16 protein-coding genes and 4 pseudogenes are annotated in these 21345 nt (G+C 57.0%); 7 read left to right on the forward strand and 13 right to left on the reverse strand.

All coding sequences use genetic code 11. The features are described 5' to 3' along the window. Nucleotides 1-64: 64 nt before the first annotated feature. Together CUR85_RS05535 and CUR85_RS05540 are read left to right on the forward strand one after the other, a co-directional pair. A complete protein-coding gene (locus tag CUR85_RS05535; RefSeq protein WP_067261508.1) occupies nucleotides 65-697 on the forward strand; it encodes an MT-A70 family methyltransferase in 633 nt (210 codons plus the stop codon). Then, nucleotides 681-1412, forward strand: a complete 732-nt coding sequence (locus CUR85_RS05540) for a BglII/BstYI family type II restriction endonuclease (RefSeq protein ID WP_231886277.1) — start codon at nucleotides 681-683, stop codon at nucleotides 1410-1412. Before CUR85_RS05535 ends, CUR85_RS05540 begins: the two co-directional genes overlap by 17 nt. A 29-nt stretch (nucleotides 1413-1441) precedes the next feature. Here the strand turns inward: CUR85_RS05540 and aspS are convergent, their stop codons facing one another. The 6 genes and pseudogenes from aspS to urtA form a co-directional block, all read right to left on the reverse strand. Beyond that, nucleotides 1442-3217 (reverse strand): aspartate--tRNA ligase, encoded by a 1776-nt coding sequence (aspS, locus tag CUR85_RS05545; protein ID WP_067261506.1) that lies wholly within the window; start codon nucleotides 3215-3217, stop codon nucleotides 1442-1444. Between the two features lie 157 nt (nucleotides 3218-3374). Beyond that, nucleotides 3375-4068, reverse strand: a pseudogene (urtE, locus tag CUR85_RS05550) (urea ABC transporter ATP-binding subunit UrtE). Beyond that, entirely contained in the window at nucleotides 4055-4810 is a 756-nt protein-coding gene (gene urtD / locus CUR85_RS05555) for an urea ABC transporter ATP-binding protein UrtD (protein WP_067261503.1), read from the reverse strand. The pseudogene urtE and the gene urtD overlap by 14 nt, the downstream one beginning before the upstream one ends. After that, nucleotides 4807-5988 carry an urea ABC transporter permease subunit UrtC gene (gene urtC, locus CUR85_RS05560; RefSeq protein WP_067261501.1) on the reverse strand — a complete coding sequence of 394 codons (1182 nt, stop codon included), beginning with the start codon at nucleotides 5986-5988 and terminating at the stop codon, nucleotides 4807-4809. The genes urtD and urtC overlap by 4 nt, the downstream gene beginning before the upstream one ends. A gap of 3 nt (nucleotides 5989-5991) precedes the next feature. After that, nucleotides 5992-7920 carry an urea ABC transporter permease subunit UrtB gene (urtB, locus tag CUR85_RS05565; protein ID WP_067261499.1) on the reverse strand — a complete coding sequence of 643 codons (1929 nt, stop codon included), beginning with the start codon at nucleotides 7918-7920 and terminating at the stop codon, nucleotides 5992-5994. Nucleotides 7921-7996: 76 nt separating this feature from the next. Then, nucleotides 7997-9283 (reverse strand): urea ABC transporter substrate-binding protein, encoded by a 1287-nt coding sequence (urtA, locus tag CUR85_RS05570; RefSeq protein ID WP_067261497.1) that lies wholly within the window; start codon nucleotides 9281-9283, stop codon nucleotides 7997-7999. Between the two features lie 355 nt (nucleotides 9284-9638). On the opposite strand from urtA, the pseudogene CUR85_RS05575 reads away from it, so the two are divergent. Together CUR85_RS05575 and CUR85_RS05580 are read left to right on the forward strand one after the other, a co-directional pair. Continuing rightward, a pseudogene (locus tag CUR85_RS05575) lies at nucleotides 9639-10387 on the forward strand (CobW family GTP-binding protein). Then, nucleotides 10368-10714 (forward strand): annotated as a pseudogene (locus CUR85_RS05580) (GTP-binding protein). The pseudogenes CUR85_RS05575 and CUR85_RS05580 overlap by 20 nt, the downstream one beginning before the upstream one ends. A gap of 285 nt (nucleotides 10715-10999) precedes the next feature. Here the strand turns inward: CUR85_RS05580 and CUR85_RS05585 are convergent. The 3 genes and pseudogenes from CUR85_RS05585 to CUR85_RS05595 form a co-directional block, all read right to left on the reverse strand. Beyond that, nucleotides 11000-12549: pseudogene (locus CUR85_RS05585) on the reverse strand (TRAP transporter large permease). Beyond that, entirely contained in the window at nucleotides 12549-13043 is a 495-nt protein-coding gene (locus CUR85_RS05590) for a TRAP transporter small permease subunit (RefSeq protein WP_067261494.1), read from the reverse strand. Before CUR85_RS05590 ends, CUR85_RS05585 begins: the two are co-directional and overlap by 1 nt. Before the next feature lie 57 nt (nucleotides 13044-13100). Further along, the gene (locus CUR85_RS05595) at nucleotides 13101-14186 is read right to left on the reverse strand and encodes a TRAP transporter substrate-binding protein (RefSeq protein WP_067261492.1); all 1086 of its coding nucleotides are present in this window, start codon (nucleotides 14184-14186) and stop codon (nucleotides 13101-13103) included. Nucleotides 14187-14740: 554 nt separating this feature from the next. On the opposite strand from CUR85_RS05595, the gene CUR85_RS05600 reads away from it, so the two are divergent. Next, entirely contained in the window at nucleotides 14741-15430 is a 690-nt protein-coding gene (locus tag CUR85_RS05600; protein ID WP_067261491.1) for a histidine utilization transcriptional repressor HutC, read from the forward strand. A gap of 193 nt (nucleotides 15431-15623) precedes the next feature. Here the strand turns inward: CUR85_RS05600 and CUR85_RS05605 are convergent, their stop codons facing one another. Beyond that, on the reverse strand, nucleotides 15624-16181 hold the full coding sequence (locus tag CUR85_RS05605) for a HutD/Ves family protein (protein ID WP_082851949.1): 558 nt from the start codon (nucleotides 16179-16181) through the stop codon (nucleotides 15624-15626). A gap of 463 nt (nucleotides 16182-16644) precedes the next feature. Here CUR85_RS05605 and CUR85_RS05610 point away from each other — a divergent pair, with 463 nt between their 5' ends. Next, nucleotides 16645-17283, forward strand: a complete 639-nt coding sequence (locus CUR85_RS05610; protein ID WP_067261488.1) for a hypothetical protein — start codon at nucleotides 16645-16647, stop codon at nucleotides 17281-17283. A gap of 2 nt (nucleotides 17284-17285) precedes the next feature. Then, nucleotides 17286-18086 carry an ImmA/IrrE family metallo-endopeptidase gene (locus CUR85_RS05615; protein WP_280322143.1) on the forward strand — a complete coding sequence of 267 codons (801 nt, stop codon included), beginning with the start codon at nucleotides 17286-17288 and terminating at the stop codon, nucleotides 18084-18086. 807 nt (nucleotides 18087-18893) lie between these two features. Here the strand turns inward: CUR85_RS05615 and CUR85_RS05620 are convergent. From CUR85_RS05620 to CUR85_RS05630, 3 genes are all read right to left on the reverse strand, one after another. After that, nucleotides 18894-19436, reverse strand: coding sequence for a hypothetical protein (locus tag CUR85_RS05620; RefSeq protein WP_280322145.1), 543 nt, complete (start codon nucleotides 19434-19436; stop codon nucleotides 18894-18896). A 384-nt stretch (nucleotides 19437-19820) separates the two neighbouring features. Further along, nucleotides 19821-20321, reverse strand: a complete 501-nt coding sequence (locus tag CUR85_RS05625; protein WP_280322147.1) for a hypothetical protein — start codon at nucleotides 20319-20321, stop codon at nucleotides 19821-19823. 10 nt (nucleotides 20322-20331) lie between these two features. Then, a complete protein-coding gene (locus CUR85_RS05630) occupies nucleotides 20332-21210 on the reverse strand; it encodes a DUF4747 family protein (protein ID WP_280322149.1) in 879 nt (292 codons plus the stop codon). Nucleotides 21211-21345: the final 135 nt, after the last annotated feature.

Genomic DNA, 21345 nt, shown 5'->3' on the forward strand with positions numbered 1-21345 from the left:
ATATCCAGCCCCGCCGGGCAGGTTGCGGTTGCAAGAAAGCCCGAGGGAACGCAATATATTGGATATGAGCGATAATCCATCACAAGACCTACGCGACTTTCTGGGGAAAGACCGGTTTGGATGCGTCATGGCGGACCCGCCGTGGCGCTTTACCAACCGCACCGGAAAGGTCGCGCCCGAGCATAAGCGCTTGGCCCGTTATCCCACGATGACGGTTGAGGATATCTGCGCCCTGCCCGTGGCCGATCACCTCGAAGACCGCGCGCATTGCTACATGTGGGTGCCAAATGCGCTGCTGCCCGAAGGGTTGCAGGTGCTCAAGGCTTGGGGGTTTGAGTATAAATCCAACATCATCTGGCACAAAATCCGCAAGGATGGCGGCAGTGATGGGCGCGGCGTGGGTTTTTACTTCCGCAATGTGACCGAGATTTTGCTGTTCGGCGTGCGTGGTAAGAACGTGCGCACGCTCGACGCCGGGCGGCGGCAGGTGAACATGCTGCAAACCCGCAAGCGCGAGCATTCGCGCAAGCCGGATGAGCAATATGACCTGATCGAAAGCTGCTCTTGGGGCCCCTACCTCGAACTCTTCGGGCGCGGCGTGCGCGAGGGTTGGACCGTTTGGGGCAATCAGGCCGAGGCGGATTACAAGCCCGATTGGAAGACCTACAGCTACAATTCCAGTGTCGCGGCTGAGTAATCTGGCGCGGCGCATCGACGACGCGGTTTTCGACGACGACAGGCTCGTCGAAGATCTGCTGCCCGCCGATCTGCGCGACCGCTATTCCGTCACCAGCTACCGCAGCGCCGCCGCCGTGCTGCAACAACGCGCGCCCGAGGAATTGGCCGCGATCATCCGCGTGCTGCGCCAATTCACCATCAGCCGCGATGAAATCCGCGCGCCGGGGGGCAACCGCATGTCGGCCACCACCCGTTTCGCGCAATATGCCGCAGCCGAGAATTTCCACGAAGAGGTGCGCATCAAGGCCGACCTGCTGGTGCAACTCACCGCCGGCAAAGGCGACAGCGCGCCCGAGGTTGACCGCATCATCCGCGAAGACTTCATCCACAACCATATGGTCGATTTCTGGCGCGGCCGGGTGGCGTTCGACTATGAGTGGAACAGCAAGGACCAGACCTATGACCGCGACCTTTACGCCTTTCGCAGCTTCTTCGAAGCGGGGGTGATCGACGTGGGCGTCATTGTCACGCGCGAACTGTCGAACGATTTTTTCAAATCGCTCGGCAATTGCTTGGACAAATTCGGCAATGAGACCGACAAGACCGTCAGCGCGAAATTCGGGGCCAGCACCACCGGCACCCACAAGCTGATCAGCCGCATCGCCGCCGGGCGTAGCGGCGGCTGCCCGGTTCTGGTGCTGGGCATCCTACCGGGCAATATCACCCCCGACTGAGCCGGGGGCGAGATTTCAGTCAGACAGGATCACTCCTGCGGGATGACCCGCAGCCCCAGTTCCATCAGCTGATCGCTGCTGGGCTCGGAAGGGGCGTTCATCATCAGGTCTTCGGCGCGCTGGTTCATCGGGAAGAGGATGACTTCGCGGATGTTTTGCTCTTCGGCCAGCAGCATGACGATACGGTCGATGCCCGCGGCACAGCCACCGTGGGGCGGCGCGCCGTATTGGAAGGCGTTGACCATGCCGCCAAAGCGCTTGCGCACCTCGTCTTCGCCGTAGCCCGCGATCTCAAAGGCTTTGAACATGATCTCCGGCTTGTGGTTCCGGATCGCGCCCGAAACCAGCTCGTAGCCGTTGCAGGCGAGGTCATATTGATAGCCCAGCACCTTGAGCGGATCGCCCTCCAGCGCTTCCATCCCGCCTTGGGGCATGGAGAAGGGGTTGTGTTCGAAGTCGATCTTGCCGGTCTCTTCGTCGCGCTCGTAGATCGGGAAATCCACGATCCATGCAAAGGCGAAACGCTCCTTGTCGGTGAGGTTCAACTCCTCGCCGATGACGTTACGCGCGCGGCCCGCGACGGCCTCAAAGCTCTTCGGCTTGCCGCCGAGGAAGAAGGCCGCGTCGCCGACACCCAGACCCAATTGCTGGCGGATCGCTTCGGTGCGCTCAGGCCCGATGTTCTTGGCCAACGGGCCTGCCGCTTCCATGCCGCTGCCCTGATCGCGCCAGAAGATATAGCCCATGCCGGGCAGACCTTCCTTCTGCGCGAAGGCGTTCATGCGATCGCAGAACTTGCGGCTGCCGCCTGTGGGCGCGGGAATGGCGCGGATTTCGGTGCCTTCCTGCTCAAGCAGTTTGGCAAAGATCGCGAAGCCGGAATCGCGGAAGTGCTCGCTCACCACCTGCATCTTGATCGGGTTGCGCAGGTCGGGCTTGTCGGAGCCATACCAAAGCGCGGCGTCCTTGTAGGAAATCTGCTCCCAAGTCTCGTCGACCTTCTTGCCGCCGCCGAACTCTTCGAAGATGCCTGCGATCACCGGCTGGATCGTGTCGAAGACGTCCTGCTGCGTGACAAAGGACATCTCCATGTCGAGCTGGTAGAAATCGGTGGGCGAGCGGTCGGCGCGCGGGTCCTCGTCGCGGAAGCAGGGCGCGATCTGGAAGTATTTGTCAAAGCCCGAGACCATGAGCAGCTGTTTGAACTGCTGCGGCGCCTGCGGCAGGGCGTAGAACTTGCCCGGATGCAGACGCGACGGCACGAGGAAGTCGCGCGCGCCCTCGGGGGAGGAAGCGGTGATGATCGGCGTCTGGAACTCGCGGAAGTTCTGATCCCACATGCGCTTGCGGATCGAGGCCACCACGTCAGAGCGCAGCGCCATGTTCTTTTGCATCTTCTCCCGGCGCAGGTCGAGGTAGCGATAGCGCAGACGTGTCTCCTCGGGGTATTCCTGATCGCCAAAGACCTGAAGCGGCAGTTCCGCGGCAGAACCCAAGATTTCGATGTCGCGCGCGTAGACTTCGATCTCGCCCGTGGGCAGCTTGGGGTTCACAAGGCTCTCGTCGCGCGCCTTGACGGTGCCGTCGATGCGCACACACCACTCCGCGCGGACCTTCTCCATCTCGGCGAAGGCCGGGCTGTCGGGGTCGCAGATCACCTGCGTGATGCCGTAATGGTCGCGCAGGTCCAGAAAGAGCACACCGCCGTGATCCCGCACCCGGTGCACCCAGCCGGACAGGCGCACATTGTCACCCTTGTTCTCAAGGCTCAGATCGGCACAGGTATGGCTGCGATAGGCGTGCATGATGGTCCCTTCCTAGGGCTATTTCAGGTTTCGCGCAGGTACACCGTTTGACGGTCGGGAAGTCAAGACTTTGCTGCCACGCGCCCCTACAATAATAGGAGGTTTCCGCGCCTAGCCCCCAGCCGGAGTCCTGCGCGATCCCGCTTTGAGAGGTCAGCTAGAGCGCAAGTGCATCCAAAAGCTGCTCTCTTTTCGCTTCTGCCTTTGGGATCGATTGGGTGATCTGGCCGCGCTGCATGACGTGGAAATGATCCGCGTTGTTATAGGCAAAATCAAAGTTCTGCTCGACCAGCACGATGGCCAACTCCCCCGATCGCGCAGAAGCCGGATGGTGCGGCCAATCATCTGGATGATATTGGGCTGAATCCCCTCGGTGGGTTCATCCAACAGCAGCACGCTGGGCCGCGCGATGAGCGCGCGGGCAATGGAAAGCTGCTGTTGTTGCCCGCCCGAAAGGTCCCCCCGCGCCGGGTCTTCATTTCAGCGAGGACGGGGAAAAGATCGAAAATCTCATCCGGGATCCTACGCTCGGACTTGGGCAGGCAGGCAAAGCCCGTCTCAAGGTTCTCTTGCACGGTCATCAGCGGAAAAATCTCACGCCCCTGAGGCACATATCCGACGCCCGCCTTGGCCGAGAGCGCCGCACGCCCCGGTTGCAATTCCACGCCATCAAGCCTGATCCTCCCGTCTGAGAAAGGGTGCCGCCCGGCGATGGCTTTCAGCAGGCTCGTCTTGCCGACCCCATTCGTGCCGGTCACGCAAGTCACCTGCCCCACGGGCGCGTTCAAGGTGATGTCATGGAGGATCTGGGATTGCCCGTATTTCAGGCTCAGGTTCTCAATCTCCAGCATCGCTGCGCCCCAAATAAACGTCAATTACAGTCTGATTGTTGGTCACATGATCCAGTGACCCTTCGGCCAGCACCGATCCTTCGTGCAATACGGTCACCTTGCAGTTCAGCCGCCGCACGAACTCCATATCATGCTCCACCACGATAACGGCGCGAGTCTCGGCCGCCTTTCTCAGGATGTCGGTGGTGTGCTCGCGCTCATGCGCGGTCATGCCTGCGGCGGGTTCATCCACCAGCAGCAGGCGCGGCGATTGCGCAAGCAGCATCCCGATCTCCAGCCATTGTTTTTGCCCATGGCTCAACTCTCCGGCAGGGCGGGAGAGATGGGCGGTGAGGTTGATCTCATCGGCGATCTGTTCAAGCCGCGCGGCCCCCTCTGCACTCTTGCGATAGAACAGGACCGAGAAGGTGCCCCGCGGGTTCTTGAGCGCCATGGCAAGGTTTTCGCGCACGCTTTGCGCCTCGAAAACCGTGGGCTTTTGAAACTTGCGCCCGATCCCCAGCATGGCGATCTGGCTTTCCGACAGACCAATGAGCGAGCGGCTGTCTTCGCCGAAACGAATATAGCCCTCATCCGGCTTCGTCTTGCCGGTGATGATATCCATGAAAGTTGTTTTGCCCGCCCCATTGGGGCCAATGACGGCCCGCAACTCCGGCTCCCCGATCTGGAGGCTGAGGTTCTTGATCGCCTGAAACCCGTCAAAGGATTTCGAAATTCCGGACATTTCCAAAAGAGAAGTCATGACTTGCGCACCAGTTTGTCAAAGAGGCCGCCGATGCCCTTGGGCGCAAACAGCGTGATAAGTACAAAGCTGAGACCAAGCAGCACCAGCCACCAGTCGACCCAATGGATCGTATAGACCCCCAGATCGATGCTGGGCGCGCCGCCCCCCGTGAACCAACTGGACAGGAGCGAGACCACCGCCGCCCCGATGACCGCCCCGTAAAGCCGCCCTCGCCCGCCAATGGCGACCCAGACCGCCAGATAGATTGAGGCGATGGGCGCGATCTCAGCCGGGTTGATAATGCCCGCCTGCGGGTAATAGAGCGCGCCCGCGATGCCTGCGACGATGGCGGTGATGGTAAAGACGAAGAGCTTATAGCTTTCCACATGATAGCCAAGGAAACGGACGCGCGATTCATCGTCGCGGACGGCTTGGATGATATTGCCCAGCTTGCTGTCGGTGATCCAAGCGAAGAACAGATAGCCCAATGCGAGCGCCACGGCGGAGCCGAGGAAAAAGACGATTGAGACCACGTCTTGCCCGCTATCGGCGAAACCGGGGATGTTTTGCAGGCCCGACAAGCCGTTGTTGCCCCGCAGCCCGCTGTCGTTCTGGAAGAGGTAAAGCGCCAGCGCCAGCGTCATGGCTTGGGTTAGGATCGACAGGTAGACCCCATTGACGCGGCTGCGGAACGCAAGCCAGCCAAAGACCAGCGCCAGCGCGCCGGAGATCAGCACGACGAAGGCCAATTGAATCCACAGGCTGTCCGCAAAGGCCCAGATCAGCGGAAAGTCGGATGAGCCGACAACCCCGAAAATCTGGTTTCCGATCGCGTCCGATATCTCCTGCGGCGTGGGCGGGATGGTCTGACCGGCGAGGCTGTCGGCCACGATGATCTCGGTGCGCGCATACATGAGCCACATCCCGATAGCGTAGCCCCCGATCCCGAAAAAGGCGAAATGCCCAAGGCTGAGGATGCCGCAATATCCCCAGACCACATCCATCGCGATGGCCACAAGGCACAGGCAAAGGGTCTTGCCCAAGGTCTTGACGAAAGAGGTCGAGACAAGCCCGGTGCCGACCGCTTCGGACATCACCGTGACAAGGGCCGTGAACAGGCCCAGCGCGGCGAGGAAGTAGAGAACCGAAGGATTGCGCCCGATGAAGGAACTGCGTTGGCTGTGCGTCTGGGTCATGGCTCAATCCGCCGCTGCCCGGCCTTTGGGGGCGACAATGCCCTTGGGCCGGAATTGAATGAACAGGATGATGAAAAGGATCATATAGGTCTGGGCCGCCAGCGTGTTGGAAGGGTTCAACCACTCGATCCCCTTTTGCAGGAAACCGATCAGACCGGCGCCCGCCAGCGTGCCGAAGACCGACCCGACACCGCCCACCACGACGGTCATGAAGCTTTGCACGATGTAATTCGTGCCCATTTCAGAGGTGACCTGCGCATAAAGCCCGATGCCGACGCCCGCGACCCCGGCGATGCCGGAGCCCAGCCCGAAGGTCATCATGTTGATGCGATCCGGGTTGATCCCCATCGAGGCCGCCATGCCGGGGTTCTGCGTCACCGCGCGCACCTCCAAGCCAAGGCGCGTGCGCTTGAGGATATACAGCAGCAGGAACAGAAAGATTAGCGCGAGCACGAATATGGCGATGCGGATGAAACTGATCTGAACCACATCCGAGATCACCAGCGCCCCGCGCAGCCATTCGGGCGATGTCAGCGGGCGGGCCTGCGTGCCAAAGATGTTCTTGGCGATCTGCTGGAGGGCGATTGAGATGCCGAAGGTCGCCAAAAGGGTCTCAAGCGGGCGATGGTAGAGATGGCGGATCACCAGCCGCTCCATCGCGACGCCCGCGCCAAAGGTGACGGCAAAGGCCAGCGGCAGCGCGATCAGAAGCGACACCGTGTAATCGGGAACGATGAGCTGCACCACATAGCCGGTATAGGCGCCCATCATGATAAACTCGCCATGGGCCATGTTGATGACCCCCATCTGCCCAAAGGTGATCGCAAGCCCAATCGCGGCGAGGAAATAGATCGAGGCCAGCGAAAGACCGTCGAGTGTCAAATCCAACGTCTGCGCCCAGCCGACCCGCGTTTCGACCGCGTCGAGCGTGGCGCGGGCCGCGTCGGTGATCGCGGCGTCCTCCTCTGCGTAGCGTTCATAAAAGACCGCGTTCTGCAAAGCGGTATCAATATCATCCTGCGTCACAAGAGGCGGCACGCTGCCTGCCTCGGCAAGCGCGCGATAGGCATCTACACGCCGCGCCGGGTCATCCAACTGCGCCAGAGGAACGCCGCCCACGCGCCCATCAACGATATTGGCTTCCAGCGCCGCGCGTATCTCGCCTTGTGGCACGATCGCAGGGGCGAGGCCCGCCTCCACCAGCGTCTCATAGCTTGCCGAGGGTGCTGCCGTGGGATCAAGAATGCGGGCGATGTTCCCCTCGGGCTGCTGTTCGGCCACACCGGTCTTGACCGAAAGGATCTGGCTCAGCACCGCCCGCGCTTCGAGTGAGGTGTCGGAGGACAGGCTTTCAATCGCGCGGATGCGCTCATCAGCCGCCTGCCCAAAGCGCGCGGTCAGGAAATTGGCCAATTGCTCCTTCCGGGCGCGCAGGGCGGGGTCATCCTCCCCGTCGAGTGACGCCACGAGCGGGCCAAGCTGGCTGGCATCGCTGCGGCGTGCAATGCTTTCAAGCGCGGCGCGGCGGCGCGCAGGGTCGGGATCGGACAGTTGAAACTGCACCAAGGCCGTGCCGATGACCCGCCGCACGCCGCCATTGGGGCGCAATTGGCTGAACCCATCCGAGGGCGCTGTGGCCTCCTCGCCCGTATCTATGTCGCGCAGCGCGAGTGTATCATCCGCCTCGTCCCCAAAGTAGAACAGGCCCGAGGTATCGTCTTGCCAGACGTTCCGCTCGGCCCATTGCTCCAGAAAGGCTGGCACCTGCGGCAAGCCCGAGGCCACCAGATCGTCCAATAGGACACCGACCGATTTACGCGAGGGTTTGACCACCTCTGCTTCGTGGGTCTGCAAAAGGGACTGGAGGTCCTGAGCGGATGCAAAACCGACAGAGGCCAGCAAGCATATCAGGCTGAGCAGCATTCGAACCATGAGGTATGGGGCTTTCGGAGAGGGAGTGGTCAAAACGGATGCCGGGCACGGCTGAGGACGCGCCCGGCGCTTGGGTTCAGTAGTTCGAAGTCAACTGAACGCAGGTCTCGGTCTCTTTGTTGTACATGCCGCATTCGAGGTCTTTCCAATCGGAGACCAGAACCGCCGATTCAGGCAGGAAATCCGTCCATGCATCGCCCGGCACTTCTTCGGTCTGGCTGATGATGTCGAATTGGCCGTCTTCGGTAATTTCACCGATCAATACAGGCTTGGCGAGGTGGTGATTGGGCAGCATGACAGCTGTCCCGCCGGTGAGGTTCGGGAATTCCTGCCCATACATCGCCGCACGCACCGCATCCACATCCGTGGTGCCTGCTTCGGTGACCGCGTTCACCCACATGTTGAAACCGATGTAATGCGCCTCCATCGGGTCATTGGTCACCCGGTCTTCGCCCATCGCCTCTTTCCACGCGGCGACCCATTCGTCATTCTGCTCGGATTCAGCCGATTGGAAATAGTTCCACGCCGCGAGGTGCCCCACGAGGTCAGCGGTATCGAGGCCCGAAAGCTCTTCCTCCCCGACCGAGAAGGCGACGACCGGAATGTCATCGGCAGAGATGCCCGCCGCGGCCAGTTCTTTGTAAAAGCCGATATTCGCATCGCCATTGATGGTTGAGATCACGCCCACCTGCGAGCCATCAGCGCCCAGTTCGACCACATCCGACACGATCGTGGACCAGTCAGAATGGCCGAAAGGCGTATAGTTGACGAAGATGTTCTCTTCGGGAATGCCCTTATCCAGCAGATATTGCTCAAGAATGTTGTTGGTGGTTCTGGGATAGACATAGTCAGTGCCCAGCAGCGCGAATTTCTCGACGCCCAGTTCCTCAAGGAAATAATCGGTGGCCGGAATCGCCTGCTGGTTCGGGGCCGCACCGGTGTAGAACACATTGCGCGAGCTTTCCTCGCCCTCATACTGGACCGGGTAGAACATCAGGCCGTTCAGCTCTTCCAGAACGGGCAGCGCGGATTTGCGCGAGACCGAGGTCCAAGAGCCAAAGATAACATCCACCCCCGAGACGGTAAGAAGCTCACGCGCCTTTTCGGCGAACAGCGGCCAATCGGAAGCCGGGTCAACGACGACCGCTTCGATCTCACATCCCAGCAAGCCGCCCGCGGCGTTCTGCTGCGCGATCAAAAGCTCCATCGTGTCTTTCAACGTCGTCTCGGAAATGGCCATCGTCCCCGAGAGGGAGTGCAGCACGCCAACCTTGATCGGATCGTCGCAGGCCGCAGCGGCGGCTGATCCTGCGAGCAGAAGGGCAGCGGTCGCCGTGACTGTGCGTTTGGTGGAAAATTTCATGACGGTATCCCCGTTTGGTGTGCGGAAGAGCAAAGACGCGATGATGCCTCTTCCACACAGCGTTTATTGTTATCGCGCGCGGATGCCCCCCTTGCCGGACAACTCCTTTGGCGCCGCCCCATAGCGAGGCCCCTGCAGCCTCAATTTCAGGGCGCGTTGCAACAAGCCCTAACCCAAGGTCGCTTTCTGCGGCGCAGCAACAACGCCCTTCGATTGGGCGGTTTGAGGTGGACCTGCCAAAATTTGGGCGCTGAGCGCATGGATTTGGCACGCGCGGGGCATCGGCCTACGGGTTGCACCACATATTGTGATGTTATAACGTTACCGAGATTATCCATAGCAAAGCCCGCAAACCATGCCCGCCACCGACAAACGTATTCCCGTCACCCTGCTGACCGGCTTCCTCGGCGCGGGGAAAACCACACTGCTCAATCACATCGTCGCAAGCGAGGAGGCCCCCAAAATCGCAGTCGTCGTGAATGAGTTCGGTGAGGCCGGGCTTGACCACGATCTGATCGAAACCGCCGACGAAGAGGTCATTCTCATGCAATCGGGCTGTCTGTGCTGCTCGATCAGGGGGATCTGTCGCGAACGCTGCAAGACCTCAAGCGCCGTAAGCAAACGTGGCGCGTACAATTCGACCGCGTTGTGATCGAGACGACGGGGTTGGCCGATCCCGGCCCCATTCTCCAGACCTTCTTGGCCGATCCCTATCTGGCCCGCAAATTCCGCGTGGACGGGGTGGTGACGGTCGTCGATGCCGCGAATGGGCCGGACACGCTGGATCACCAGTTCGAAGCCGTCTCGCAGGTGGCGATGGCCGAGTTGCTGGTGCTCAGCAAATCCGACTTGGTGACCCAGCAAGCGCTTGCCGCCTTTGAAGGCAGGCTGCGCGACCTCAATCAAACGGCGCGCATCATCAAGGCCGAACGCGGGCTTATCCCGGTCGCATCGCTCTGGGGCTTAGCGGTATGCGGCGGGCGGTTGATGCGAGCAACGTTATGGAATGGCTCACGCCCGTCCAAGCGGCGGATCCGTTCGACAACCTCTCGGGCTTCGCCGCGCCCACGGCATCCGCCCCATGATGCAAACCCACCAACATGATGCGCGGATCGGGTCGGCCTCTATCGTTCTAGACGCACCGATCCCGGCCGAGGTTTTCGACCTTTGGCTCGACACGCTGGTCAGGCTGCGCGGGTCCGATCTTTTGCGGGTCAAAGGCATTGTGCATCTGGAAGACGTCCCCACGCCCTTTGTCTTTCACGGCGTGCAGCATCTTTTCGATCCGCCCGTCCCCTGCGCGACTGGCCAAAGGACGACCAGCAGTCCCGCATCGTCGTCATCGCCCGCGATATGACCAACCCCGAACTGAACCGGAGCCTCGATATGCTGCGTGCCCGGCGCGATCGGTCTGGGCGACAGGCGGGATAGCAGCTTGACCCGGCATGGCTCTTCGGCCACAGATTATGGCTTTCAGGCGATTATTGCTGGGATAAAAGCCGTTCGTCTTAACGTAGAGCCCCCTACTAACGAGCGGTGTAGCCATCATCGATCGGCCTCGGCTTCATCACGCCTTCCTAAACATCATCCAAAGGAGCCGCCATACTCGCGTGCTATGCAGCCCCGCAATTGCCGCTAGTCATATTTGAAAAGGCCGACTACGGGGGAATGGCCCATAGAGGCGCACTCATGCCCCTATCCCCACTCCGCCCTCCTTTAGAACAGGACCGCGGGCAGCCATGTCGCGAGGAATGGCAACAACCAGATCAGAGATAAACCTACGATCTGAAGGCAGATGAAAGGCATTACCCCCGCATAAATTTGCCCCGTAGTAATCTCTTTCGGGGCCGAACCACGTAGGTAAAACAAGGAGAAGCCGAACGGCGGTGTTAGAAAGGAAGTCTGAAGATTGATTGCAATCAAAACACCCAACCAGATCGGATCATGCCCCAACAGGATAAGCGATGGGGTGATCAGCGGCAGCACGATTACCGAAATTTCTACGAAATCAAGGAAGAAGCCCATAACGAAGATCACGATCATGCAGAAAACAAGCGCACCGTTCGGGCCGCCTGGCATTTCGGCAAGGATACTAGCCACCCGTTCTTCTCCGCCTAGTCCGATGAATACAAGGCTGAAGAAGCCGGCTGCGATAATCGTCGCGAAAATCATAGAGGTCATGGTCATGGTTGATTTAATCGCTTCCTGCACGACCCCTTTGCGCAACGCCGCTCGCAGAGCGAATACAATTGAAAAGCCTCCAAGGGCCGCAAGCCCGACATAGAAGAATCCTAAGACATAGGCACTGAGAGACAGATCATTACGTTGAAAACGCACTGGAAAGGCACCAGCCAGAACACCCAGAGCAACCAAGGCCAATGTCCCCAGTAAGATAACACGAGGTGACATGCCGATCCGATACCCGGTCATCAACAGCGCGCCAATAGCACCGACTGATGCGGCTTCGGTCGGAGTGGCGATACCGCCTAGGATGGCACCCAACACCGCAATGATCAACAATACAGGCGGGATCACTGCGCCGATCACCTCGCGCCAATCGGGCTTAGCCAGATCAAGGGGCGCAGGCGGCATTTCCTGTGGGCGCAGCCATCCGCGCACTACAATATATACCAAGTAAAGACAGACCAGCAGCAATCCGGGGATCATGGCCGCGGCAAAGAACTGGCCGACCGACAGCGTCTCCACCGAGAATTTTCCCTGCTCATATTGTGCTTGCTGGAAGGAGGTCGACATCACATCCGCCAATATGATCAGAAGGGTCGATGGGGGATGATTTGCCCCAGTGTCCCCGCCGTGCAAACAATGCCCGACGCGACCCTCGGATTATAACCTGCACGCAGCATTGTTGGCAGTGCAATCATTCCCATTGCGATCACGGTCGCCCCCACAATACCAGTAGAAGCAGCTAGCAAAGTGCCGACCAGTACGACCGAAATACCAAGACCACCACGCAACTGCCCAAACAGGCGGCCCATCGTATCCAATAGTTCCTCAGCAATACGGCTTTTCTCAAGCAGCGCTCCCATCAGTACGAACAAGGGAATAGCGATCAACACTGAGTTGGTCAGAATGCCAAACATGCGCTGGCCCAACGCGCCCAGCAAGCTGATATCCATTTGCCCCAAGAGCCAACCCAGATAGGCAAAGATTACAGCCACGCCCGCAATACTGAAAGACACGGGAAAACCCAGAAGGATCGCCGCCATTAGGGCTGCGAACATGATTAGGTCGAGGTACTGGATCATTAGGTCTCTTTCTCAGCCAAAAGGCGGATCAACAGAGCGAGCGATTGCAGCATCACTAAGACGCAGAACGCTGGGATCAAAGACTTGAGTAGGAACACCGCTTCGATCCCACCCACCGAGATTGGACCTTCAAGGATTTTCCATGAATTGCGCACTGATGGCCAAGACCAGTAAATCAAAGCGACCATCGAAGGCATCAATAGAAACAGATGGCCAAAAATGTCGATCCGCTTTTGCGTTTTTGCCGAGACTTTCGCATAGAACACATCGACCCGTACGTGTTTGTCGACCAGCAGCGTGTAACCCGCCGCCAGCATGAACAGGGTGGCGTGCATGTAGAGGACGCTTTCTTGCAGCGCGATGGAATTCAGGCCAAAGGCATAGCGTCCGACCACTATGATGAATTGCACAAGCATCATTGCCAGCGCCAGCCACCGCACGACATAGGCCACCCCTAGGTTGACCCTGTCCAGCGCACTTGCCAATTGCTCCATTGCCTGCCCCCTTAACAATTACAAAGGGCGCAGCTTTCGCCGCGCCCTTGCAAGCTATCAGTAACCCATTACGAGATTACGCGCGTTCATCTGTCCGTTGTCAGCATAGACCATATATCGGCCGACCGAGTCGCGATACGCAACGAAACTCTCGGTGATACGCTTCACCAACTCGTCGTCGTCATTGCGCAGGTCATCAATGACTTCGCCAGCGGCCTTACCCATTGCCGTAATGACATCTTCGGGGAACATCTTCACCTGAACGCCATGATCAGCAACCATTGCCTTCAATGCGAGGGCATGTTTGGTCGTGTATTCGGTCCAAACCTGATTATACAGACTATCACAGGCCGCTTTCACGACCAGTTTCAGATCGTCTGGCAGGTCATTGAACACCTCCGCGTTGATGCCACATTCCTCAGCCGATGAGGGTTCGCCAACACCGGGCCAATAGTAGTTCTTGGCAACTTGATAATAGCCGAGCGCACTGTCGGTCCAAGGGCCAATGAACTCACCTGCGTCCAATGCGCCGGTTTGGAGAGCTTGGAACATATCCGCGCCGCCCATCGCTTCGGCAGCCATGCCCATCTTCGCGGCCATTTCCGAGGCCAGCCCAGTGGTCCGGAACTTCATGCCCTTCAGATCTTCAGCAGATTTGACTTCCTCGCGGAACCATCCCCCCCATTGCGGGCCGGAGTTACCGCAGAGGAATGGTTTGATACCGAAGCGCCCATACATTTCGTCGTAGAGCTCCTGCCCCCCGCCTTGCATCAACCAGCCAACTTGCTCATCTGCGCGCAGACCGAAAGGTTGCGATCCAAACAGCAGAATGCCCTTGGACTTCGATCCCCAGTAGGCCGGCACAGCGTGATAGAGCTCAGCGGTGCCCTCACTTACCGCGTCAAAAACGCCCCGCCCGGGCACAAGTTCACCAGCGGGGTACAGTTTGACCTCAATACGCCCGCCAGAAAGCGTCGTGATACGGTCGGCAAGCAGCTGAGCCGCCACGCCAGGCCCCGGCAGGTTTTTCGGCCACGCCGTGACCATCTTCCATTGGCGTACATCTTGCGCAATGGCAGGGGTTGCTAGAGCGGCGGCTGCGGTGCCTATAGCCCCGGTCGTCAGAAATGTCCTTCGTTGCATGTGACCCTCCTACAGTCATGCTAGTGAGACCAAGGCGCAGGTTAATTTTTTCCGCCCCAATCAAATCCGTGCATAAAGCTATTATGTAGACACATAATAGAGTCAATCTTTCCTAGTATAAATCCCGGCCAAGCAGGCAAACCCCGCGCAATTATTGTGCGCAGAATCTCGGTCGCGCCCCCACGGGTTCGGATTATTCTCGAGTTGCGCAGGCAGCCCTCTCGCGGAGACCCCCCGTTTGTAGGTGTCGCCGACTAGACTATGTGAGTGTAGGGAAGCTCGTCCGCGCAGGTGCATTTTTCCGCTGCCTCGAACACTGACAAACCAGACAGCGCCATATCCACATGGCGACTGTGGCCCGGGCGGCTACGTTCGAACTGGGCGATCATTGCTACAAGCCGCGAACAAAACGTCACTCAGCAGAGCTTTTCAATTCACGTGTCCAGAGCCTCAACGGTTGGATGCCTATGTCTGGCCTTTTAAACTTTATGTCTATACCTTATGGGATCGTTTCATCGGGTCCCCCTTTTAGTCATAGAGTTGGAGAGCGCATCATGTCCGTAACCTTCCGCGAGGTGAAAGCTGATATGCTCCGTCAGATCACCCGCGGCGAACTGGCCCCCGGTAGTGCAATGCCAAACGAAGTTGACTTAGCTGCGCGCTATGGCTGCTCGCGTGCCACTGTCAATCGCGCGATGCGCGAACTCGCCGATGATGGCTTTATCGAACGACGCCGGAAGGCTGGCACGCGCGTACGGCAAAATCCGGTCAGGCATGTGCGGATGAACATCCCTATTGTCCAACAAGAGATTGAGGAATTTGGCGCGGTCTATCGGTATGCACTGGTGCAATGCCAAGCCGAACCCGCACCGAACTGGCTACGCGCCCGGATGGCGTTGGAACGCAATGATCGTGTCCTACATCTGATTTGCATGCACTACGCCGATGATGCAGCGTATCAGCACGAAGATCGGTGGATTAACCTCAGCGCCCTGCCAGAGGCTGAACGGAACGATTTCGCCAATGTGGGTCCGAATGAGTGGTTAGTGTCCACCGTCCCCTTCACGGATGCACAGATCAGCCTCCACGCGGTTACAGCCGAGGCCGCTATCTCTGAGTATTTAGATTGCAGCGAAGGCGACGCTCTATTTCAGACAGAGCGCCTGACCTGGCTTGAGGGCCGGACGATTACCTTCGTGCAGCTGACCTATCGCCGCGGTCATCGCATCACCATGCAATATTGACAGGCGAGAAAGCTGGCGGATCGACGGTGCTATGAACATGGACCCTTTGCCAAAAAGATAGAACCTCACCCTGTCGAGCTAGCATTTTCGGCTGGTTCAGATCATTCTTTAAGAGTGCTTTAGTTGGCAGCCGTCTTAGAAATTTGAAGCTCCTGGCCGAGAGGGAGAAGCGACAACACCGTCGCTGGGACGGTCATGGTCGATCATGATGACAGCGCAAGGTGATGGCCAGCGCGATAGCATCATGAGCCAAATCGAGACATAGCGGCCGGTCTTTGCTAATGGCCGTATCACCCACTTGCAACGCAATCCCCTCCACCTGCGCATTGCCTGCAATCAGGTGCAACACGTCAGTTCGCCCTACTTGGCCAAGCTCGCTGCTGCCAGCCTCACGAGCAACATGCGCCTCGCCAACGCATCTTTCGGCATCAAACATCAGGTTGAAGCCACGTATCGGACCTTGGCTCAGCGTGGCTATTATCGGCATAGCCCCGTCAAAGGTCACAGGAACCGCATGCCGCGCCATCATAGCGCCATCCGGTCCGTGGAGTACCAGACCATCACCCTTGATCACGGTCAGAATACGGATCAGGCGCGGGAAACTGGAAAACCCTCCTTCCCTATCGACATCGGCCATGCTTAATCGCCACAAAGGGCCGCTCGCATCTTCTTCTTGAGCGATATTGCGAGTGATCCCGCCGCCATTTTCCCAAGGTGATTCGACCAAGTCATGTTGCCGAATAAACTGCATATCCCCCCGCGCCACAATCTGGCCTTATGTCCCCGATCAACACATTACCCTGTAAACGTTTTGGGAAACGAAGTGTAGAATGAACAATATTCTACCGGTTGCTTGAGCGCCTGGTTTCACCAGGCCTGAAATAGGTGCCGAGGGCCGTGAGAGCGAGAGCTGACAGGAAGCCCACATGGAAAGATACGGCACGCGACTCGTTAGGAAGGTGACGATACGGGAGTTGCGCGTGAGAAGGGCCAGCAAATCGGACAAAGAAAGACGACCGCCATGTTGCGGGAGCGCGATTTGGGCGCTGGCGTGAGGCAGTGCGGCCATGAGAAATACCAGGGCTATATCCTAGTTTTAAGATGACAAAAGGTTGAGCTGGCCGAGCGCGACGACGAAGCGACGGGAAAATACGTCCTTGACCGATGTCCCAAAATTATGCATCATTTGATGTGAAATTTTGGGACATAAAAGCATGCTTGAAGAAGTCGTGATCATCGATCCAGAAACCATTGCATCTGAAATTGCCAAACTGGGTTTAGACCTCGAAAAGCTAATTGAAGTTGTCAGGTATGCTGACAATGAGGGCGCGCTCTGCACGCGGAACGATCCAAAAGGCTATCGATTGATCACAGTTAACGCGAAAGCAGCACGCGGCCTCCGCGAGCAATTCTGTGGCGACGAGTGGGTTCATGATGAGGCCGGCAATCAACCTGGTATTTTGAATGAACGTCTAAGCCTTCGCATAATACCCTGCAATTTTGACGAAAATGCCGGAAACCCTCTGTTAACCCCAACGAACTGGACGGAAAAGGGGACTGCGTCCGGCCGTAAGGTACGCTGCAATGGTACTGGCTGGCTTCCCGGATTGGACTCCCCGATTATTGAGACCGAGGATGAAATTGTTACTTTAGTTCTTGGCATCTACTCGCAGGATGGCGAACCGCTCTCTGCTGAATTGTCTTACCCAATCGATTTCTCAGGGGGTAAGTACACAAAATTTAGTAAGCGCATCGTTGTACTCAACTCGGATTCTGATAATGGAACCCCGATTGATGACAGTGACATGGGTGGCCCGACCGAGATTGTCGAAATTGATGTGAAACGGAAGTAGGCATGTTAGTTCCAGAACGTGTTGAGTTGGTCCGGCTACGGCTTGGACTGACGAAGATAGGATTCGCTGAAAGCCTTGGCATTGACCGCAAAACGCTCCAGCGTTTTGAGAAAGATGGCTATGACCTTCCGCAATCATGCATTCCGCGGCTGACTGACCTATCGGGATATCCCGAAGATTTTTTTAGGGACCGCGCAAAGATCGAATACCCCAACCCTTCTGGTGTTAGTTTCCGATCTCTACGGTCGCTTACAGCGGCCTCGCGCAACTCGGCAATGGCAGCAGGCGCAGTAGCATTCATCTTCGATGACTTTGTAAATTCGGAATACACGTTGCCAACCCATGACGTGCCAACGGAGGTGAAAAGCGTTTCACCGGCCAAAGCAGCGCTCGGGCTACGCGCACAGTGGGGGATCGGCCTACGGCCTATTGGCAACCTTACCAATCTGCTTGAAGCGAAAGGCATCCGTATTTTCTCCCTAGTAGAGGAAACGCGTCATCTTGATGCGTACTCACTTTGGCGGAATGACAAACCATATATTTTTCTTAACACTCTTAAAACTGCTGAGCGCAGTAGATTTGATGCTGCGCACGAGTTGGGGCATCTTGTTTTGCACCGCCACACTGGCTCAACGCACTCAAGCGCAGAGTCTGAGGCCGACACATTTGCTTCTGCCTTTTTAATGCCAAAGGAGGATTTGTATGCCGAAATCCCTCGAGTGCGTTCGCTGAGCCAGCTGATTGAGAAGAAGAAAAGATGGGGGTTTCCGCTGCGGCACTTGCATACACACTACATAAATTAGGAAAGATCACCGATTGGCACTATCGCAGCTACTGCATCGCCCTAGGTAAGTTTGGAAGAAATGTGGAGCCAAACCCCATGGAAAGAGAGTCCTCTCAGATCTGGGAGAAGGTTCTAACTGATCTATGGCGAAGAGGAATGCCCATCAAGTTGGTCGCTGAGAAGCTCAATGTGCCAGAGCGGGAGTTAAATAGCCTCCTCTTTGGCATAGCGTTTAAGCAAGCCCAACATGCAGAAGTGATAGAGCGTGAACCTCTCAGAGCCGTCTAAGTGAATGGTATGAGTGGAATTCGCCGCAGTGCTCGATAGCAATCGATAGCGCGATTTGGCCGATGGCGTGAGGTCGAAAAACCATGACGCAAACCCAGAAAACTGAGCACCGAAATGTGCGTGAGAAGCTCAAACCTCATAGAACCTCGGTGTAAACGAGCAATGAGGGGACTTATCCACCTGATCTTAATAGACAACCGCTTCCCAACTAAAGCACCGGATACCGTGCATTTCACCACTGAAACACGGGGTACTGGGAAACGAGTTTTGCCTGCTACTAGGATCTCCCAGCCAGGACATATGTGCCTCGTGGCGGGGATTTCGAATCCCCTCGACTTTGCCCGTTTTCAATAGGTTGAGTCTGCTTCAATCACAGGGACATGCGCAGAACAGGGCGTGAAACTGTGAGCGGGTCAAGAAACCAAGAAAGCGAGGGCCGGTACAACGATGAGTGCCACAAATATCGGGCCTACGACCTCCAAGGGCCACCCATTCCGATCAAACCATGCTGATACCCTCGAAAACATCGATTACGCCCCTACTTCGCTTCAGCCCCTGTACCTTTGAGCGGGCTATCGGTGACAGCTCCCGCAATATCTGAAACACCCAACCAAAAAAACACCAGGGACGCGACGCCGGTCAGGACCGTAGTTATGTGCACGGCATCGGTGAACCACCGCAAACCCCTGGAGATTGGCTTTCCGACGATATAAGGGTGTTCCCATGTGTAGGTTACATTACTCGCGACAGCTACCTGAAGGTACATCACGCAGTAAGCGAGACCCGAGCAACTCGCGGCGGCCAAAACCCCCCATGCGAACCACACAAGCGCACCAATGCTAGCGCTGATATTTAGGGCAAGCGGCCCCGAGCCGTTCGAGACTGTCGCCACAAACCCGAGCATTGCGATCGCAGCGCCGCCGTTGATGAGTAAAAACGCCTTCGTCGCCGTAGCTGTTAAAGAGATCGCGGCCTCGTTCGCAAAATCGATGTAGGACCGCCACTCAGAATGCGCCAGGCGCGCGTCATCAATCTGATGCCTGTGTCGTTCGTACTCAGGGTCGTTGTTTGAGCTAGTCACCCAGCACCCTCCTCCTATTCAGACTTAGGCGCGCACATGGGCGCCCAAAACCATTTACCGTGCACCCACATGCGCCGCTGGCGACACTTGCTGCACCACTGGTGACGCGGGGTGCACATGCTTTTCCGCCAATCGTGGTCGCCGCAATCATCCATGCTACGGCCCGCTTGCGCTTTCGACGTAGGGAGCGGCTGAACCGGCGTTCTGCCCTGCGGCGCGCGGAACCCAATGGCCCCTTTCTCCTCTTCTCGATCACTCGCATTCGCATAAGGTCATCAATGCTGGATCCTCCTGCCAAAGGGTAAGATGCTGACCGATGAATTTGTGAATAGAGATATTGTAGTTCGGGTACTGCTTTACGGCCCGGCAACATATATCACCTGACTAATTCGGCCCTAAATCATTGTCCAGCGGCGCTGCTTTGTTCTTCAAGTCTGCAAGCAGAACAATGTTGGACGCAGCTGCAAGGCCACAGAGGATGCTGTATGCGAACGCCCAAAAACCCAGAAGCGATAGTAAAAGCGTATCGTAGGCCTCCAACGCAAGAACCAATATCAGTGCGATAATCTGGACCAACATAAAGTGAAAGAAAGTCGCCACTGTTTTCATGAATAGCGAATTATTGTCACCGTCTTGGTGTAGGATTCTCAAGAAAGTGCCGGAGGTCATTGAGAACATTATCGCAAGCGCCCCCAAGCTAAAGGAAATTAAAGATGGCAAGACAGACAGGGCGAGCGCGGCCCACATGCGCTCACCGGAATCGTCAATTGGCAACCAAATTCCTATAAGGACTGCTGTCAAAATGAGTGACACCAGAAAGAATGGGGATTTGACCAGTGCCCAAAACCCACCATAAGCCTTCCAATATATCTTAAATGCCTTCATTGGTTCAGCATCACTCTAATACGTCATCTTCGACGGTGGCAGCGATAATGTTCAGCTCCGGACCGTTTCTTGCAACCCGGCCGATTGCAGCAAAGCTAGAATCTTCTTCCTGTTTTTCTTCTTCTATTTCCGCGGGCATATTTTTAGTATTCCGCTCTTCCGGTTCTCCGAATTCATTTTTACCGACAGTCTTAACCGAACCATTATTTCTTGCCAGCTCTGCAGCAGCCCTCCAGTGCGGCAGAAGAACCAGCGTTTCCTCTCCCCTTGCTCTAGACAAAGTAGCCTGAAGACGTCCTGCCTTCATGGCTTCCAGTTCGGCCAGAGCTTGTGCATGTTCTTCTGAAAGATCATCTGGATTTGGCAACTTCAAATCGATCTCAATCTTTCGTATAGCCTTTAATGAAAGCACATATTCTATGGCATCAGCGCGAGTTCCAACAAAAACCGAAACCTCTTCGACCACTCCTTCTCCCGCCTGTGCAAGTATCTTCGAGAATGCAACCTTGGCAGTGGAGGGAGTAATGGTTCTGCCTTCGTCGTTAGACAGTTCAATGTAGAGGGCATGCTCTTTTTCTCTAAACGCGAAATAGAAAATCCTTGAGTTGAATCCGATATTCTCTGGCAATTCCACGCCTGCTTCATTCAAAGACATTTCTTTCAATGACATTTTGTCGACTGAGGGTGAGTTTGGGTCAATCTCTGTCCACATAGCTAAGCGGCCACGAAAGATCCCATCCTGAGACGCGGTTATTCGAGATATCCTAGTGAACTGGTCGCTGCGGAATTTGACAGGAGGTTGCTCGGCAGCGATTTCAAAAAGTCTCCTGTAGATTCCCGTAGGGTGCGGGTGGGATACAACGTTGAGCAGAGAATAAGTCTTGAACATAAAGGTTTCCTAAAATTTTCGTAGCGGCGCGCCGACTATAGGAAACGTTGCATATTCGAACAACGCTGCAAAGCAAAGAACGATACTTGCTTCAAGTCTAACCCCTTCCTTTGCCGGACTACCGCCGCTCGATTG

This window comes from Sulfitobacter faviae (genome assembly GCF_029870955.1).
GTDB classification, from domain to species: domain Bacteria; phylum Pseudomonadota; class Alphaproteobacteria; order Rhodobacterales; family Rhodobacteraceae; genus Sulfitobacter; species Sulfitobacter faviae.